Here is a 16,928-nt window from a genome sequence, read left to right as displayed (position 1 = left end):
TTGACCTTGTGGCAGTTTTCACAAAAAAACCGTGTGCGCATCAAGCTGCCTACCAGCGCGAGCGGTGGTTTTCCGTCACGCCGGCCAGCTGCGCCACGATGCGCTTGGGCGAGGCACTGCTCGCCCGCACCCAGCCGCTGAAGGTGCCGATCGGCTGGATGTAGCGGCTGGACGCAAGCCACAGGTTTTTATCTTCGCGGCGCGCCCCTTCGGCCCTGAAATGCAGGTCCAGTAAATCGTCGTCGGTCCACACATGCCATGGCGCCAGCGGATTGTCGGGATTGAAGTCGAAGTGGGCGCGGCCCAGCGCAAACAGCTGGCCATCGAGCCACAGCGCGTTTTCCTGTCCGCCAAAGTATCCGGCCTGCAAATTGAAACCCAGGTCCAGGCTGTGCGCCGACGCCCAGCGCCATTCCGTCTCGCGCGCCAGCAAGCCATTCGAATAATCAAAGCTGGCCACGCCGTCATCGAGGCTGTAGCCCATGGCGCCGCAGCGCACGGTGCCCCACAGCGGCAAGCCGCCCGACTTTTGCGTCGCATGCACGCAGCCGCCTTCCCCCACGGGACCGAAGGCCAGCAAGGCTGGGGACACGGGCGGACCGAATTCGGCATCGATGGCAAAGTGGCCGCAATCGAGCAGCAAGCGGTGGCGCTGCTGGCTGGCCGCTTCGATCACGATCCTGTTCGACAGGAAGCGGAAACGGCTGCTGCCACCCGCATGCGGCGCCACCCGGCAGCCCATGCCAGGCACGCCGTTTTGTGAAAATGCGGCCACGACCTTGCCCTTGTGGCGGTCGAAAGCGTAGGAGAAAGCGGTGCTGGCCCAGCCCAGGTCGACGATGGCGACGCCGCAAAACAGCGCCGGAGTCGACAGCGCCACATAATGCCAGCGCTTGCGGTGGAACAAGCGCCACCACGCACTGCGCGCATGGGGCGCGGCCAGCGCAGCCCAGTCGAACTTGTCCACCAGCCCCGCATAGCGGCCAAAGCGGGGCACACCGTCCCCATCGAGCAGCGCCGGCGGAGACGGTGGCAAGATCATGCGGCCAGCCTGTCCGCTGGTATCGCCAGCGCGGCGGCCAGCAGCGCGCCGAATGCGGCCGGCCGCGACTGCGTCATATCGACCTGCGGGCAACCGTGCCAGTTGGCCAGGCGCTGCACGGCGCCGGCCACGTCCTGTACAAAGCGTGCACTCACACGCACGCCGTCTTCCAGCGCCAGCGACTTGATTTCAAAGCGGCCTTGCGCACGATGGGCCTTGGCGTCGATGCGCCCCACCAGCGCGCCACGGCGCAGGATCGGCAAAGTAAAGTAGCCGTACTGGCGCTTTTCGGCCGGCGTATAGCATTCAAGGCGGTAGTCAAAGCCGAACAGTTCCAGCGCGCGCCGGCGGTCCCATACGACCGGGTCGAACGGCGACAAGACCGTCGTCAGGGTCGGCGTCAAGCCGCCCTCGGCCGCCGTGCGCGCCAGCGCCGCATGGTCCGCATGCACATACACAGGATCATCCCAGCCGGCGACCTGGCAGCGCAGCAAGGCGCCTTCCGCCACCAGCGCCTGTATATCGTGTTGCAGGCTGGCCCTGCTCTGTTTGGTGCGGAAATAATCGCTGATCCAGCTGATGCGGGCCAGGCCCAGCGCCTTCACGCTGGCCAGCAGCAGGCTGCGGCGCACTTGCGGTCCGGATGGCAGCTGCGCATCGTCCCAGCCGGGCAACACGCGTTCGGCCAGGTCGTAGTAGCGCTGGAACTGGTGGCGTTTGGCGATCATCAGCACGCCCGAGGTAAATAATACTTCCAGCGAGCGTTTTTCAGGCTTCCAGCTCCACCAGCCGCCCGCCTTGCCATCGGTGCGTTCGAAGTCGGCAGAGCGCACCGCGCCGTGGATGCGGATATGCTCCAGAACGGCGGCCACGGCGGGGGCCTGCTCGGCCATCCATTTGACCGAATATTTCCAACCCATCGCGGCCGGATCGAGCATGCGCGGCCGGTACAGGCCATAGTCTTCGATCGGCACGAAACAGGCTTCGTGGGCCCAGTATTCGAACAGCGCGCCCTCGGCCAGCAATTGTTCGAGCCAGGCTTGCGGATAGTCGCCCAGCCGGCTCCACAGCACCAGGTACGGGCTGCGCGCCACCACGTGGATGGTATCGATCTGCAGCACGCCCATTTGCCGGATGGCCGCCAGTACGTCGGCCTTGGCCGCCTTCTTGCGGCGCGCTTGCAGCAAGCCCTGCGCCGCCAGGTGCAGCGCGCGGGCGCCGGCCAGGGTCAACGTCAATGACGCAGGCAAGCTGGCGGTTGTTTCGTCATGCAGATTCTTCATGCCACAAAGATACCGCATTCATGAAGCGGCCGGCGGTTTTTTTAAGCAGCCCCGGCCATAACGACCGGCCGGTTCAGTCTTTCTTTTTGATCAAGCCAGCCAGCGCCGCAAACGGATTATGCGTGGCGGGCGCCACTTCGGCCGACAGCAGGCCGGCGCCACGGTCCGCTTCCAGGTAGCGCGAGTGCTCATTGTCGTGGCAATACAGGCACAGCAGTTCCCAGTTGCTGCCATCGGGCGGATTGTTATCGTGATTATGGTCGCGGTGATGCACGGTCAGTTGCTGCACGTTGGCGTGCGTGAATTCACGCGTGCAGCGGCCGCACACCCACGGATACATTTTCAGCGAGCGTTCACGGTAGCCGTTCTCGCGCTGGTCGGCGGCGCGGCGCGCTTCGGCAACGATCTTGTCCAGTCTGGCTGCGTCGGGTTTTTTGCTCTGCATGACAACTTTCGATATGGGAGGAAGAAGCTGTCATTTTAATGACGATGGCGCTGCCGTTGTACTATTTTTGCCACGCTCCCTGCCTCTGATAGGCCAGAATATGGGGCCAGACGGTTTTTTTTACGTACGCAGCGCCATCCATGTTTGATTTAACGCAAAATAAAGTCAATAACAAAGACCACAGCCGCACAAGCGATTCCAGGCTGCAGGCTCTATAATCCGCGCCACGCCGCCCCTTTCAACGACTCTTGCCTAAGCGCACGTGATATCGACCACGAGACCCCTGCAACGCCTTGCCCACCGCCTGTATCGGATCAGCCTGCCCCTGTTCGCGCTGAGTTTGCTGATCGTGATCTGGAGCGCCGTCATTTACCAGGTGGGCCAGGAGCGCACCGGCGCCGTCAAGGACGCCGTGGCCAGCAGCCAGTCGCTGGCGCGCACCCTGGCCGACCATACAGGCTATATCCTGCGCCAGGCCGACCACGCCACGCAGTTGTTCAAGCTTAAATATGAGGAATCGGGCGCCACCCTGCGCCTGAACGAATTCACGCGCCGCCTGGGCCTGCTCGACAGCGTGCTGCCATCGAAACTGGAACTGCCGATCGCCCTGGTCGACGCCAACGGCGCCGTGATCGACAGCGTGCATGCGTATATGCCGGAACACCTGGCAGGGCATGCCTTCTTCAAGGCGCTGATAGCTAACCCGGTCGACACGGCGCTGGTCGATACGCCCACGCTCGACGTGGCGACCAAAAAATGGACGATACGCCTGGGGCGCCGCCTGAACGACGGGCAGGGCCATTTTGCCGGCGCCATCATCATCCTGGTCGATCCCACGTATTTCGTCGATGATTATGACCGCCTCGATCTCGATGAAAATGGCGCCCTGATGCTGGTGGCGCGCGACAACGGCCTGACGGTGGGCCGCGTGGGCGACCAGATGGTGGTCAGCGACCGCATCGATTTCCGCATGCCGGGACCGCCCACGCACGCGCCCGACGAACTATTGATTACCCCCGCCATCGACAAGACGCAGCGCATCTACAGCTACCGCGAACTGCCGCGCTACCCGCTGCTGGCCGTGGTGGGCGTCAGCCGCGCCGCTGCCCTCAGCCATTTTGAACATCGCCGGCGCGTGTATTTCGGCATCCTGGTCGGCGCCAGCCTGCTGATCGCCATCTTTACCTTCTTGCTGAACCGGCAGAGCGAGCGCCTGCGGCGCAGCATCCGCCAGGCGAAGGAAGCGCAGGCCTTGCTGCGGGCGGCGCACCAGGGCAGCCTCGACGCCGTGCTGCTGCTGAAAGCCTGGCGTCCGGCGCCGGGCAAACCGGTGGAAGACTTCATCTTTGCCGATGTCAATGAGAGCGCCGCCGGGATGCTGGGCCAGCCGCGCTCGGAACTGCTGGGGCAGCGCGCACTGCGCCTGGTGCCGCTGCTGCGCGGCGAGCGCTTTTTCCGGCGCTTCGTGCTGGTGATGGAAACCGGCCAGCCATTGGAAGACGAGTTCGAACTGACGCAGCAAGCGGGCGGCACGCGCTGGCTGCGCCACCAGATCGTGCCGATCAGCGACGGCGTGGCCGTCACCTCGCGCGACATCAGCGAACGCAAGCACGACGAACTGGAAGTGCAAGGCAAGCGCAGCTTCCTGCAATCGCTGATCGAGCACTTGCCGGTGCTGGTCTACGTAAAAAGCGCCCGCCCCGAAAATTTCGGCCAGATGGTGGTATGGAACAAGGCCGCCGAACAGGTTACCGGCTACCTGGCCGACGACGTGATCGGCAAGACCGACTGCGCCGCCTTCCCGCCCGATTTCGGCTTGCATGACGGCCAGGACGATCTCACCATCCTGGCCGAACGTAAAGTCATCGACCATCCGGAAAAGCCGCTGCGCCTGGCTGACGGCAGCCTGCGCCATCTGCACGTGGTCTCCGTGCCCGTGTTTGACGAGCGCCAGCAAATCGAATACATCCTGTGCATCGCCGAAGATATCTCGCAGCGCCGCCAGCAGGAAGTGGAGCTGCGCCAGAACCAGGCCGAACTGGCCGCCGTCACCGATGCGTCGCCACTGGGCCTGGTGCGCCTGGACCGCCAGCGCCGCTGCACCTATGTCAACCGCACTTTCGAGGCGATTACCGGCCTGCCGCGCGCCGCCGCCCTGGGCGCCGGCTGGACCAGCGCGCTGCATCCGGACGACTATCCGCAGATGCACGTGGCGCTGGAGCGGCTGCGCCACGACCACGCGCCGTTCCAGTCGACCCTGCGCTGCCTGCACCGCGACGGCAAGCTGGTCTGGGTCTCGGTAAAAATCGCCCCCATCCTCATCGATGGCCAGATCGAAGGCTATGTGGGCAGCCTGGACGACATCACCACCTTGCGCGAATCGGAAGTGGCGCTGCTGGAAAGCGAATCGCGCCTGCGCACCATCGCCGATACCCTGCCGGCCATGATCGCCTACGTCGACGCCGACCAGATCTACCGCTTCCTGAACATCGCCTATGAACGCGAGTTCGACCTGGGCGGCGTGCAGGTGCTGGGCAGGAGCGTGGTCGACACCATCGGCCCGGTACGCTACCGCATCGTGCTGCCGTATATCGAGCGCGTGCTGCGCGGCGAAACCCTCAGTTTCGAGGAAGAAGACCTGAAGGACGGCCTGGAGCGCTGCATGGAAGTGATCTATATCCCGCAGATTGGCGAAGACAACCTGCATGTAGTGGGGTTTCACGTGATGCGCCAGGATATCACCGTGCAAAAACGCGAAAAACAGCGCTTGCTGAAACTGGCCCAGGTCGACACCCTGACGGGCCTGTCCAACCGCGCCGGTTTTACGCAAAAGCTCAGCGACGCCATGCACGAAAGCCGCCAGCAAGGCCGTTTGATGGCCGTCATGTACATGGACATCGACCGCTTCAAGCCCGTCAACGATACCCACGGCCATGGCACGGGCGACGCCCTGCTGCGCGCCTTCGCCCAGCGCCTGACCCACACCATGCGCGCCACCGACTTCATCGCCCGCCTGGGCGGCGACGAATTCACCATCATCATGGAGCACATCAACCGGCCCCACGACGCCGCCATGCTGGCTGAAAAAATCGTCGCGGCCATGCGCCAGCCTTTCGATCTCGACGGCGTCGTCGTCCACATCTCGGCCAGCATCGGCCTGGCCTTCTACCGCGATGAAGACATCAGCCCCGCCGTGCTGCTGCAGCGGGCCGACGTGCTGCTGTACCAGGCCAAGCAGGATGGGCGCAATACCTACCGGGCCGGGAGCACGGTCGACGGATAAGCAGCCTTGTCACACCAGATATTCCTGCTATATTGACGCCTGTTTCCTCTCTTGCAATGCCCTCACCATGCGCCTGCTGCACACTTCCGACTGGCATCTGGGCCAGACCCTGCATAACTACGAGCGGGGCTACGAGCACCAGCGCTTCCTGGACTGGCTGCTCGATACCCTCGTGGCTGAACAGATCGATGTGCTGCTGGTGGCGGGCGATGTCTTCGACAACGCCAACCCGTCCTCGGCGTCGCAAAAGCAGCTTTACGTTTTCCTGCAGCAGGCGCGCGTGCGCCTGCCGGCGCTGCAGCTGGTGATCATCGCCGGCAACCACGATTCGGCCGGCCGGCTGGAAGCACCGGGCCCGCTGCTGGCGGCGCATGGCACGCACGTGATCGGCCATATCCTGCGCGACGAGGCCGGCGATATCGACCTGGAACGCTTGCTGCTGCCGCTCACCGGCAGCGATGGCGCCGTGCAGGCCTGGTGCCTGGCCGTGCCTTTTTTACGCCCCGGCGATGTGCCGAAGATCGCCAGCGACAGTGGACAAGACCCCTACCTCGGCGGCATCGCCCTGCTCTACCGCCAGTTGACGGACCTGGCGCTGGCGCGGCGCCAGCCTGGCCAGGCGATTATCGCCATGGGCCACTGCCATATGGTGGGCGGCGAGATGTCCAACGATTCCGAACGCCGCATCGTCATCGGTGGCACGGAAATGCTGCCGTCCGGGATATTTGATGCATCCATCGCGTATGCCGCGCTGGGCCATCTGCACCTGGCGCAAAGCGTCGGCAAGCAGGAGCATGTCCGCTACAGCGGCAGCCCGATTCCATTGTCCTTTGCCGAAGTCGGCTACCGCCACCAGGTGCTGTGCATCGACCTCGATGGCGAGGCGCTGCGCGAAGTACGGGCCATCGACATTCCGCGCGCCGTGCCCCTGCTGCGCGTGCCGGCCAGGCCGGCGCCCATCGACGAAGTGCTGGCCCAGCTGGCGGCGCTCGATGTCCCCGAAACCGCAGCCGAAGCGCGCCCCTTCCTGGAAGTGCGCGTGCGCCTGGACGCGCCCGAACCGGGCCTGCGCACGCGCATCGAAAACGCGCTCGACGGCAAGGCCGTGCGCCTGGCGAAGATCGAAACATCGAGCGCCGCGCGTAGCAGCGCGCCGGAAAACATGACCCTGGACCAGTTGAACCAGCTGCAGCCGGACGAAATCTTCCGCCGCCTGTACCAGCAAAAATACGGCAAGGAAGCCCCGAGCGAACAGCTGTCGGCGCTGGCTGAATTGCTGCTGCCGTCCGCCTGATGCATCCCACACCAAACACACCTGCATGAAAATCCTGAAAATCAGCGGCAAGAACCTGGCTTCGCTGGCCGGCGAATTTGAAGTGGACTTCGAACAGGAGCCGCTGGCGTCCAGCGGCCTGTTCGCCATCAGCGGCCCCACAGGCGCCGGCAAGAGCACCTTGCTCGACGCGCTGTGCCTGGCCCTGTATGACGCCACGCCGCGCCTGCTGAAAGTGGCGGGCCGCAGCAGCGCCCTGCCCGACGTGGGCAAGGAAACCGTCAATGCCCAGGATACGCGCACCCTGCTGCGCCGGGGTACGCCCGAAGGCTATGCGCAAGTCGATTTCGTCGGCAACGATGGCGCCCATTACCGCGCCCGCTGGAGCGTGCGCCGTTCGCGCAGCAAGGCCGAAGGCGCGCTGCAGGCAACGGCCATGAGCTTGCACAGGCTGCCAGAAATGCAAGCAGTCGGCGGCACCAAGACCGAGGTCAAGGAAGAGATCGAAAAGCGCATCGGCCTGTCGTTTGAACAGTTTACGCGCGCCGTGCTGCTGGCGCAAAACGAGTTTTCCACCTTTTTGAAAACGGAAGACAATGAACGGGGCGAGCTGCTCGAAACGCTGACGGGCAGCACCATCTATTCCGATATCTCCATGCGCGCCTTCGAGCGGGCGAAGAAGGAAAAACTGGTGCTGGAACGGCTGGCGGACAAGCTGGCCGACCAACGGCCCTTGCCGCCGGAAGAACGGGCAGAAACAGAAACGCAAGCCGCGGCCGCCGAAACCGCCCTGCACACCCTGGACTTGCGTAAAACTGTGCTGGAACAGCAGCAGCGCTGGCACCAGGAGACGCAGAAACTGCAGGACCAGGTCGTCGCCGCGCAGCAGGCGCTGGAAAATTCGACGGCCGAGCGCGGGGCGGCGCAGGACAGGCATGCTGCGCTGGCCCAATGGGAATTGCTGCAACCGGCCCGGCCCCTGATCGACGATGTGAGCAGGATAACCACCAACATCACAAGTGCCAGCCTGGTGTTGGAAACCTCGCGCCAGCAGGCGGCGCAGGCATTGGCTATCGAGCAGCAATCGGCCGATCAGGTGCAGCAAGCCAGCACAAGCCTGCAAGCCCAGGAAACGGCACAGCGCGAGGCGGCCCCGCTGCTGGATCAGGCCAAGGCGCTCGATGCAGGCATCGCTGCCCGACTGCCCGCGCATGGCCAGGCCCAGGCTGCGGCCAAGGCGGCCGACCAGGCCAACGATGCGGCCCAGGCGGGATTGCTGGCGCAGCAGGAACAGCGGCGCAGCCTGAACAAGGAACAGGAGGCCGGCAATCAATGGCTGGACAACCACCAACATTGGGCTGCGCTGGCCACATCCTGGCCCTTGTGGGACCAGCTATTCACGCAAGCGGGCCAGGCTGCCGCGCAAGCCGATGCGGCCGAGACCAGCCTGGCGCAGGCGACGCGGCTGCTGGCTCAGGCCGATGCAGAAGCCACGACGGCGCAAGCCGCGCTGACGCTGGCCACCACCACGCTGGCCGCGCGCGAAGAGCAAAGGCAAACGGCGCTGGCCGCCTTGCGCAGCATCGATAGTGTAGCGTTGCAGGAACAAAGCACGCAGTTGCAAGCCCATGCCCGCACCCTGGGCATGGCAGAAAAAACCTGGAGCGAGCTGGCACGCAAGCAGCAGGAACTGGCCCAGTGGCAGGCCAAAGTCGCGCAGCTGGCGCACGCCGTGCAGGCGGAACAGGCCGCACTGGCGATGGAAACGGCCAGGACGCCCGCCATCGAAGCCGCCCTGGTCCAGGCGGAAAAGTCCCTAAAAAACGCTGAAGCGGCCTGCGCCGCCAGCGTCGAGCAATTACGCGCCAATCTGCAAATTGACACACCGTGCCCCGTCTGCGGCGCGCTGGAACACCCGTACAGCCATCAGGATCACACCTTGCAGGCGATGCTGGCCAGCCTGCGGGACGATGTGCAGGCATGCCGCGTGTTATCGCACGCCAATATCGCCCAACTGGCCACGCACAAGGCGGCGCTGGAAGGCTACGTGCGCGAGCAAACGCCCGCCGCGCTGGCATTGGCAACGCTGCCGGAAGCCATTGCCCAACTGACGACGCAGTGGCAATCCCATTCCGCCACCCTGCTGCTGCCGGCGGAAGAAGCGCGCGCAAGCTGGTTTGCAGAACAACTGGCCGCCAATACGGCAGGCCTGCAAGCGCTGGCCCAGCAAGACGTGGCGCTGCGCCAGGCGCAAATGCAGCGCGACCAGGCGCAAGCCGCCCATGAACAGGCGGCGGCCGAACACGTCAGGCTGACGGCCGCCCTCTCGTCGGCACAAACAAAACTGGCGCAACTGCAGGCGCAGCAGACAGCCGGCAAGGACAAGAATGAAACGGCGCGCAGCGCACTCGATGGTTTGCTGGCCCAACTCGACCGTGCTTTTACGGATACCGAAGGCGCCGAAGACTGGCAGGACAACTGGCGGCAAGGCCCTGCCGCGTTCCGCGCGGCGCGCGAAATGGAAAGCGCGCAGTGGCAAAAGCAGCAAACTGCGCAGGAAACCCGCACCCAAACCTTGGCTACCCTGGCCGCGCAGCTGGCCGGAGCGCAGGCGGCCGCAAACCAGGCGCAGCAGCTTGCCAAGGATGCGCATGCCGCATTGACGACCATCGATACGCAGCTCAAGGCGCTGCAGGCCGAGCGCAACGCGCTGTGGCATGGCCAGGCCGTGACCGAGGTTGAACAAAAGCTGGCCGCCGCCATCGACACTGCCAAAACGGCGCTGGCACAGCGGCAAACGGCGGCGCAAGCGGCCAGCCAGGAAAAAACGCGTCTGGCTGAAGCCTGTGCGCAGGCCGAACAACGGCTGGCAGACCTGCGCCAGCAGGAACTTGCCGCCGCCGCTGCGCTACAGGACTGGCTGCAGCAATTCCAGCAAGCCAATCCGGGCAACGCGCCGGGCGATATCAGCAGCCTGCATGAGCGCCTGTCGATTTCACCGGACGCCATGCGGGCCGAACGCGCAGCCTTGCAGGCGATCGAACACCGGCATACGGCGGCCGTCTCGGTGCTGGCCGAACGCCGCCAGCAACTGGCCAGCCACGAAGCGCTGCCGCCGCCCGAACTGGAAGCGGATATCGCTGTGTTGCAGGCAGCGCTGGAGGCTCTGGGCAGCGAACGCCAGCAAGCCAATCAGCAGGCGACCCAGCTGCGCCTGGCGATTGCCCAGGACGACGCCAAGCGCCACAGCGCACAAGCCATGCTGGCGCAAATCGAAGAACAGGCCAGTATCGAGCGGCGCTGGGCCAGCCTCAACGAATTGATCGGCTCGGCCGATGGCAAGAAGTTCCGCAACTACGCCCAGCAATTCACGCTGGAAGTGCTGCTCGGCTACGCCAACGCCCATTTGAACCACCTGGCGCGGCGCTACCAGCTCGAACGCATCGACAATCCGAATAATCCCTCGCTGGGCCTGATGGTGCGCGACCAGGACATGGGCGGCGAGCTGCGCTCCGTGCATTCCTTGTCGGGCGGCGAATCGTTCCTCGTCTCGCTGGCCCTGGCGCTGGGCCTCGCTTCCCTGTCATCGAACCGGGTACGCGTGGAATCGCTGTTCATCGACGAAGGTTTCGGCAGCCTGGACACGGAAACCCTGCGCGTGGCGATGGATGCGCTCGACGGCTTGCAAGCGATGGGCCGCAAGGTCGGCGTCATTTCGCACGTGCAGGAAATGACGGAACGCATCGCCACCAAGATCCTGGTGCGGCCCGGTTCGGGCGGCAAGAGCGTGGTGACGGTGCAATAGCGGGGCAGCGCCCTGGAGACTAGCCTGGCGAGTCTAGCGCGGTACGGAGCCCGTTTGCAGCCTGAGCATATCCCAGCCCAGCTCGCGCCGGATCTGTTCCGGATCGGGCGGCGGGCGGCGCTGTTCGAGCTCGGCTTTCAACCATTTCCTGACCATTTCCTTGCCAGGTTTCTGACGCTGTTCCATGGTGTTACCTCAATCATTGAGACCAATCGCGATGCCAAACGGCATCTCTGTATCCATAACGTAACAGCCATCATTCAGTTGACGGGAGCGTAGCGAAGATGCAACAGCATGTAACGATACGGCAAGTGCGGTAAAATCCCGGCCTTCGCGCGTGCCCACGGCACGCCCCGCAATCGTCTTTAGGAAGCCCATGAAAGCCGCCCGCAGCCTCACCTTCAAGTGCGTAAAATGTCACAAATCCATGCAGGTTTACCTGCAAAAAGTATCCGCCTGCTCGCATATCCAGCCCTACCAGGGCATTTGCCAGTGCGGCGAAGTCAAGCGCCACGCCACGGGCCAGGCTGAAACCGTCAAGGCTTACCTGGAGTCAGCAGACGGTAGCTGGACACATCATCACCACTAATGGTTAAAGAATGCGAGAAACGCGCCGTTAATCAGTGCATAGCTCATTCCACATAAAACCATGTCCCAGCTTCCCGCCCTCGTCACCGGTACACGCCAGAACGCCGCCAATACCGTGGCGAACCAGGGCCAGCAGGCGCCCAAGGCGGGCAGCGATCTGGCGAATTTTGCCGGTTCGCCGCTGATGCAGCGCACCGCGCAGGATGTGGTGGCCCTGTCGAAGAATGGCCTGGACTTGTCGGCCAAGGGACTCGCGCAGCGCACCGATGCGCTGGGCAATGCCACCGTGGATGCGGCGCAAGACTTTCTCAAGAATATGACGCAAAAGATGTTTGGCGATGGCGCCAGCATTGCGTTTGACAGCGTCGACCTGCAGGCCGCCTCGGGTTTTTCCAGCGGCGCGGCCAGCGTGTCGAACGCCAAAGGGACCAGCCAGGCGGCCGCCTTCAGCCTGGATGAGAACGCCCACTTCATCGGCAAGGGCAAGATCACCACGGCCGATGGCCAGACCTTCGATTTTGAAGTGGAAGTGCAATACCAGTCCAATATCAGCGCGGGCGCCTTGCAGCAGACGCCGGCTGATACGCCCACAGACAAGCCTGATGACGCCGACTTACCTACCAAGCAATTGCCCGCCACCAATTTCGCGGGCAATCTGAACGACCTGTTCAAGCTGCTGGGCCAGCAATTGCAAAGCAATATTTTCCATGGCAATCAAGATAGTGCCAGCGCCAGCAGCAAGGATGGCGACCAGGCCGGCAGCCTGACCCTGCGCCTGCTGAACCTGGTGCAACCGCCCAAAACAGCCGAGGCGAACAAAACCGATGCCAAATCCGATGCCCAGGCCCGCGCGGTAGCGGCTGCCTATGGCGCAGACGACAAGCCAGCACCGCCAGCGATCTCACAGGCCCAGGCGTAGGTCGCCACGTAGCTGCCACGTATAATAGAAGACGGCCTGCGCAGGCGACCATGCCGCGCGCCCTCTTCTTTCGATTGAATCCCATGTCCGACACTTCTTCAAATACCGCCCATCCGCAGATCCAATGGAGCGAAAACGGCGCCGAACACACGGCCCGCTGGCGCTCGGAAAGCGGCATGCCGCCACCGAAGCGCGTCGTCATCGCCGACGACCGCACGACGGCCGACCAGGCCTATCGCCTGGCTTGCGAAGGCACGGCCATGCTGTGGCGCGGCGACTTCCAGAATGCGCGCCAATTGCTGCAGGCGCTGGCGCGGCGCGCCGACCACAAGAATGACAAGCCCAGCAAGAAGGCCAAGGCCGCCAAGCTGGCCAAGCCTGAACCGACCGCGACCGAAGCGTTCCATCTGCACCGCCAGGCCCAGTCGCAGCGCGCCCGCACCCTGGCCATGCTGCTGTTGCCTTTCGATGCCGATTACACGGTGCCGCTGCGCCGCGCGCCCGACGTGAAACTGGCTTGCAATGAAGCGTATGGCCGTGGCACGGAACCGTTCATCGCCTCGCTGCGCGAATTGCTGGGCCTGATCGGCGCCCACGAATGGCGCCGCACGGGCGTGGAATTGCCGGCCCTGGGCCAGCGCATCCATCCGCACTACGGCGTGTTCGCACCGATCCGCGGCGAATACGTGGCCCTGGTGGCCGATACGCCGCTGCCCCCGCGCACCAAGCTGGCCTTCGATATCGGCACCGGCACCGGCGTGCTGGCCGCCGTGCTTGCGCAGCGCGGCGTCGACCGCATCATCGCCACCGACCAGGACGCCCGCGCCCTGTCCTGCGCCCGCGAAAACCTGGCCCGCCTGGACTTGAGCCACCAGGTCGACGTGATCCAGGCCGATTTGTTCCCCGCTGGCCGCGCGCCGCTGGTGGTGTGTAATCCACCGTGGCTGCCAGCCCGCCCCAGCTCGCCCATCGAATATGCCGTCTACGATCCGGACAGCCGCATGCTGCGCGGTTTCCTGGCCGGCCTGGCCGGGCACCTGGAGCCTGCAGGCGAAGGCTGGCTGATTTTGTCCGACCTGGCCGAGCACCTGGGCCTGCGCCCGCGCGCGCAATTGCTGGAGTGGATCACGGCAGCCGGCCTGAAAGTCGTCGACCGCCACGACGTCAAACCCACGCACCCGCGCGCACAGGACGCCAGCGACAGCCTGCATGCGGCGCGCTCGAAAGAAGTGACCTCATTGTGGCGTCTGGCAGCGGCCTGATCGATACGGCCATGCGCAGCCATTGCGCAATGCAGCAAACTGCACTATAATCCTGGTCTCAGACGCGGGGTGGAGCAGTCTGGCAGCTCGTCGGGCTCATAACCCGAAGGTCACAGGTTCAAATCCTGTCCCCGCAACCAGATACATGAAAGCCGCTGATTCTTGCAAAGGAATCAGCGGCTTTTTCATTCTGGCTCATTTCGTGCAAGCATGTTAAATTGCCACTTTTATCATGCCTGGGCCACTCCTTGAAAGCTTTCTTCACTGCCATACTACTGGCCTGCCTGTTCTTTTCTGCCACAGCGCAAGCCCAATCCCAGGCACAACGAGATGCCGAATATCTGCAAGAGTTCGTCGTTCCCTTCGCCAGACTGCAGCTTGAACGGCGTGGAGCATTTCCCCCGATAGGTGCAGCCCTGAAATCCAACGATGATTTTGTCCTGATGCCCGTACACAAAACCGCAGTATCGATGCTACCGAAAGAACTCATCGAACTGATGCAGGACGCGCTAATACAAGGCGCTGCGGATGGCGTCTACAAAACCACCGCCCTCGTGTACGACGCCACTGTGCCCCTGCCCTCGTCCGGAAAACTGTCAGATGCGATCGCCGTCGCGCTCGACCATCGCGATGGCTATTCCGTGATTACCTTCCTGCCCTACGAACTGCGCGGCAAGCAAGTCCATATGGGCACACCCTTTACGCGCCAGGGCACAGCCTCGGTTTTCAAGCAAAAATAGCCGCCCCAAGCAGGCTTAGCAAAAATCATTCCCGCGACACGGTGATCTGGTATATAATTCGCCTGCGGGGTGGAGCAGTCTGGCAGCTCGTCGGGCTCATAACCCGAAGGTCACAGGTTCAAATCCTGTCCCCGCAACCAGAATACTGAAAAGGCTTATCGTTCGCGATAAGCCTTTTTGCATTGGAAATGGCGTTCTCAAAGTCATATGCCTGCGCCGATCCTTAGCCATTGATACATGGACAAGCAATCAAGCGCAGCCATTTTAGCAGCAGAATTTTTCAATTACCGCGACATCACCATCCGGATCATCGCCAGTTCGCTGGTCCATATAATTGGTGGCGAACAGGATCGCGCATGCAAGTGTATCGATTTTATCCTGCCGCCCTTAACGCAAGTGAAGCAGTCCCTGCTCTACTTCCGCCAGCAACTTCCCGAGCGCGCGAGGCGGCGGTTCTGCAATGTAGGCATCAGCTACTTGAAATGGGTCGACCATCAATTCGCCCCGATCAGCAATATTGAACTTGCCGACGACAAACCGGGCGAAATAGCGGGAATCGGGAATGTCATTCACATACCAGCAACCCGAATATTTTTGCACGAAATATTCGCCTATGTAGTAGCTCATGCGTGCAGCCAGCCAGGTCCGGTCGCCTTCGCTTTCGACCTGAAAATCCTGCGTGGCCTGCGAGACATGATGCGCAAACTGGGGAGCGTGCGTCAACACGGCGTGTGACGGCTGTATCCCCAGCCTTCCAATAAAATCAACCAACGCCGCAGACAATTCCTCATAAAATTGCGCAAAGTTCTTTTTCCGCCTCTCAAGCAGCAGCATTTCTTCCGATGTCACTGTACCTCCCATATGTCGACAAGCCAGCCTGCCTCAGGCTATTGATCATTCGCAATCCACATTTACCGCCGCCCGTATCTGCCTGGCTGCCGCGCGCAAGCTGGCCGCCGCGCGTTCCAGCCGGTCGGGGCCGGCCGCGTCGGACAGGGCTGCAAACGCGCTGATGTGGAAGGTGGCCACCATCATCGGCGACAAGCTGCTCTCGATCGCGGCACGGCTCAAGTCTGTCGAGGCGTCAAGATAAGCCTCGCTGCCAGCCTCAAACGCTTGCTTGGTGTCGAGCAATTCCTGGCCGCCGTCGGCCCTGGCCAGGCTGTCATCGACTTTTTGCTGGAAGGCTGGCAGGGGGTCAACCACCGGCTCAAGTACAGGCTCAGCCGTAGCTTCGGCTTCCCCGGCTGGTTTCGCACTATCCATGGCAGGAAGCGCTTTGGCCACCGACAACTCGCTCAGGGTCAGCCAGCGCTCGACCGCCAGGTAATCTTCGAACGGGTCGGCCACCTTGGGATTAATCAGCCACACTTCGCCCGTACGCCAGTCGATCCTGGTGCCTCGTTCGTTTCTCGCCAGCAAAATATCCTGGCCGCCGTTGGGATTGGACATGCGGCCAATCTTGACCCAGTTCATCAGCTCGGCCTGGCGCGACATGGCATTCACACGATGAAAGTAAGCCATCCATAAAAATCTGGCGATCAAGAGAATCAGGGCACCGCCAACCATCCACATCATTTTTCGCTCCGCGCATTCCACATCGACAGCGCCCATTTTCGCACATGGATGCTTGCATTTCAGAAACTTTAAACGTCGATGAGACCTGCCCGTCAGTCGCATTTCCACAACGCCTGATCAACGCGGATTGTCTGCGAGACATGACTACGATACAATGAGAACAATTCTCATTTAGATTATTGACCTTGTGCTTGCCGCCCACCCACCATCGCCAGACTTCCAGTCGCTTTACAGCCAGCACCACAGCTGGCTGCTGGGCTGGCTGAAACGTCGCCTGCACGATGCGGGGCTGGCCGGTGATCTGGCGCAAGATACCTTTATCAAGATACTGGTCGCCCGCAATAGCAACGACATCATCGCGCCGCGCCCCTTCCTGGCGACCATCGCCAAGCGCCTGATTGCCAACCACTGCCGGCGCGAAGAGCTGGAACATGCTTATACCGACGCGTTGACGCACTTGCCGCCAGCGCTGGCGCCGTCGCCGGAAACGCTGTCCATCCTGGTCGAATCGCTGCAACTGATCGACCATGCGCTCGGCAAATTGTCGGACAAGGCCAGGAACGCCTTTTTGATGGCCCACCTTGATGGCATGACGTATGCCGAGATCGCCGCCGAACTGCAGGTGAGCAGCCATTCGATCAAGAAGTATCTGAGCCAGGCCAACCTGCTATGCTTTTTTGCCGTACCCGATTTTGCCGCGCTCTGATCAC

At 62.8% G+C, this 16,928-nt stretch carries 14 protein-coding genes and 2 tRNA genes; 10 read left to right on the top strand and 6 right to left on the bottom strand.

What is annotated here, in order from left to right:
• Positions 1-49: 49 nt before the first annotated feature.
• From ACL9RI_RS27210 to ACL9RI_RS27200, 3 genes are all read right to left on the bottom strand, one after another.
• The gene (locus ACL9RI_RS27210; RefSeq protein ID WP_422729571.1) at positions 50-1,042 is read right to left on the bottom strand and encodes a DUF2804 domain-containing protein; all 993 of its coding nucleotides are present in this window, start codon (positions 1,040-1,042) and stop codon (positions 50-52) included.
• Positions 1,039-2,325, bottom strand: a complete 1,287-nt coding sequence (locus tag ACL9RI_RS27205) for a winged helix-turn-helix domain-containing protein (RefSeq protein WP_422729570.1) — start codon at positions 2,323-2,325, stop codon at positions 1,039-1,041. The genes ACL9RI_RS27210 and ACL9RI_RS27205 overlap by 4 nt, the downstream gene beginning before the upstream one ends.
• 73 nt (positions 2,326-2,398) lie before the next feature.
• Positions 2,399-2,770 (bottom strand): YajD family HNH nuclease, encoded by a 372-nt coding sequence (locus ACL9RI_RS27200; RefSeq protein ID WP_183677038.1) that lies wholly within the window; start codon positions 2,768-2,770, stop codon positions 2,399-2,401.
• Between the two features lie 262 nt (positions 2,771-3,032).
• Between ACL9RI_RS27200 and ACL9RI_RS27195 the strand changes: the two genes are divergently transcribed.
• From ACL9RI_RS27195 to ACL9RI_RS27185, 3 genes are all read left to right on the top strand, one after another.
• A complete protein-coding gene (locus tag ACL9RI_RS27195) occupies positions 3,033-6,053 on the top strand; it encodes a PAS domain S-box protein (RefSeq protein WP_422729569.1) in 3,021 nt (1,006 codons plus the stop codon).
• A 67-nt stretch (positions 6,054-6,120) separates the two neighbouring features.
• Positions 6,121-7,347: an exonuclease SbcCD subunit D C-terminal domain-containing protein gene (locus tag ACL9RI_RS27190; RefSeq protein ID WP_422729568.1), complete on the top strand. Its 1,227-nt coding sequence runs from the start codon at positions 6,121-6,123 to the stop codon at positions 7,345-7,347.
• A gap of 25 nt (positions 7,348-7,372) precedes the next feature.
• Positions 7,373-11,131 (top strand): AAA family ATPase, encoded by a 3,759-nt coding sequence (locus tag ACL9RI_RS27185; RefSeq protein ID WP_422729567.1) that lies wholly within the window; start codon positions 7,373-7,375, stop codon positions 11,129-11,131.
• A 33-nt stretch (positions 11,132-11,164) separates the two neighbouring features.
• Here ACL9RI_RS27185 and ACL9RI_RS27180 read toward each other — a convergent pair whose 3' ends face one another.
• Entirely contained in the window at positions 11,165-11,317 is a 153-nt protein-coding gene (locus ACL9RI_RS27180) for a hypothetical protein (RefSeq protein ID WP_183677033.1), read from the bottom strand.
• A gap of 190 nt (positions 11,318-11,507) precedes the next feature.
• On the opposite strand from ACL9RI_RS27180, the gene ACL9RI_RS27175 reads away from it, so the two are divergent.
• The 6 genes from ACL9RI_RS27175 (at position 11,508) to ACL9RI_RS27150 (ending at position 14,780) form a co-directional block, all read left to right on the top strand.
• Positions 11,508-11,720, top strand: coding sequence for a hypothetical protein (locus tag ACL9RI_RS27175; RefSeq protein WP_183677032.1), 213 nt, complete (start codon positions 11,508-11,510; stop codon positions 11,718-11,720).
• A 60-nt stretch (positions 11,721-11,780) separates the two neighbouring features.
• Entirely contained in the window at positions 11,781-12,638 is an 858-nt protein-coding gene (locus ACL9RI_RS27170) for a hypothetical protein (RefSeq protein ID WP_422729566.1), read from the top strand.
• 83 nt (positions 12,639-12,721) lie between these two features.
• A complete protein-coding gene (locus ACL9RI_RS27165) occupies positions 12,722-13,900 on the top strand; it encodes a methyltransferase (RefSeq protein ID WP_422729565.1) in 1,179 nt (392 codons plus the stop codon).
• Between the two features lie 63 nt (positions 13,901-13,963).
• Positions 13,964-14,040: transfer RNA gene (locus tag ACL9RI_RS27160), tRNA-Met, on the top strand.
• A gap of 108 nt (positions 14,041-14,148) precedes the next feature.
• Positions 14,149-14,640, top strand: a complete 492-nt coding sequence (locus ACL9RI_RS27155) for a hypothetical protein (protein WP_422729564.1) — start codon at positions 14,149-14,151, stop codon at positions 14,638-14,640.
• A gap of 63 nt (positions 14,641-14,703) precedes the next feature.
• A tRNA-Met gene (locus ACL9RI_RS27150) sits at positions 14,704-14,780 on the top strand.
• 247 nt (positions 14,781-15,027) lie between these two features.
• On the opposite strand, the gene ACL9RI_RS27145 is transcribed toward ACL9RI_RS27150, so the two are convergent.
• A complete protein-coding gene (locus tag ACL9RI_RS27145; RefSeq protein WP_422729563.1) occupies positions 15,028-15,489 on the bottom strand; it encodes a hypothetical protein in 462 nt (153 codons plus the stop codon).
• Positions 15,490-15,534: 45 nt separating this feature from the next.
• Positions 15,535-16,218 (bottom strand): hypothetical protein, encoded by a 684-nt coding sequence (locus ACL9RI_RS27140; RefSeq protein ID WP_422729562.1) that lies wholly within the window; start codon positions 16,216-16,218, stop codon positions 15,535-15,537.
• A 187-nt stretch (positions 16,219-16,405) separates the two neighbouring features.
• Between ACL9RI_RS27140 and ACL9RI_RS27135 the strand changes: the two genes are divergently transcribed.
• Positions 16,406-16,924: a sigma-70 family RNA polymerase sigma factor gene (locus ACL9RI_RS27135; RefSeq protein WP_422729561.1), complete on the top strand. Its 519-nt coding sequence runs from the start codon at positions 16,406-16,408 to the stop codon at positions 16,922-16,924.
• Positions 16,925-16,928 lie beyond the last annotated feature (4 nt).

It is taken from the genome of Janthinobacterium sp. Mn2066 (assembly GCF_049319705.1).
Lineage (GTDB): Bacteria > Pseudomonadota > Gammaproteobacteria > Burkholderiales > Burkholderiaceae_D > Janthinobacterium.
Note: the sequence above shows the minus strand (reverse complement) of the source record. Positions and strands in the feature narration are given on the sequence as shown.

Excerpts from the sequence above, each read along its gene's own strand:
- ACL9RI_RS27180 (WP_183677033.1), bottom strand. The coding sequence starts at position 11,317 with ATGGAACAGCGTCAGAAACCTGGCAAGGAAATGGTCAGGAAATGGTTG.
- ACL9RI_RS27185 (WP_422729567.1), top strand. The coding sequence starts at position 7,373 with ATGAAAATCCTGAAAATCAGCGGCAAGAACCTGGCTTCGCTGGCCGGC.
- ACL9RI_RS27205 (WP_422729570.1), bottom strand. The coding sequence starts at position 2,325 with ATGAAGAATCTGCATGACGAAACAACCGCCAGCTTGCCTGCGTCATTG.
- ACL9RI_RS27200 (WP_183677038.1), bottom strand. The coding sequence starts at position 2,770 with ATGCAGAGCAAAAAACCCGACGCAGCCAGACTGGACAAGATCGTTGCC.
- ACL9RI_RS27140 (WP_422729562.1), bottom strand. The coding sequence starts at position 16,218 with ATGATGTGGATGGTTGGCGGTGCCCTGATTCTCTTGATCGCCAGATTT.
- ACL9RI_RS27190 (WP_422729568.1), top strand. The coding sequence starts at position 6,121 with ATGCGCCTGCTGCACACTTCCGACTGGCATCTGGGCCAGACCCTGCAT.
- ACL9RI_RS27170 (WP_422729566.1), top strand. The coding sequence starts at position 11,781 with ATGTCCCAGCTTCCCGCCCTCGTCACCGGTACACGCCAGAACGCCGCC.
- ACL9RI_RS27210 (WP_422729571.1), bottom strand. The coding sequence starts at position 1,042 with ATGATCTTGCCACCGTCTCCGCCGGCGCTGCTCGATGGGGACGGTGTG.
- ACL9RI_RS27175 (WP_183677032.1), top strand. The coding sequence starts at position 11,508 with ATGAAAGCCGCCCGCAGCCTCACCTTCAAGTGCGTAAAATGTCACAAA.
- ACL9RI_RS27165 (WP_422729565.1), top strand. The coding sequence starts at position 12,722 with ATGTCCGACACTTCTTCAAATACCGCCCATCCGCAGATCCAATGGAGC.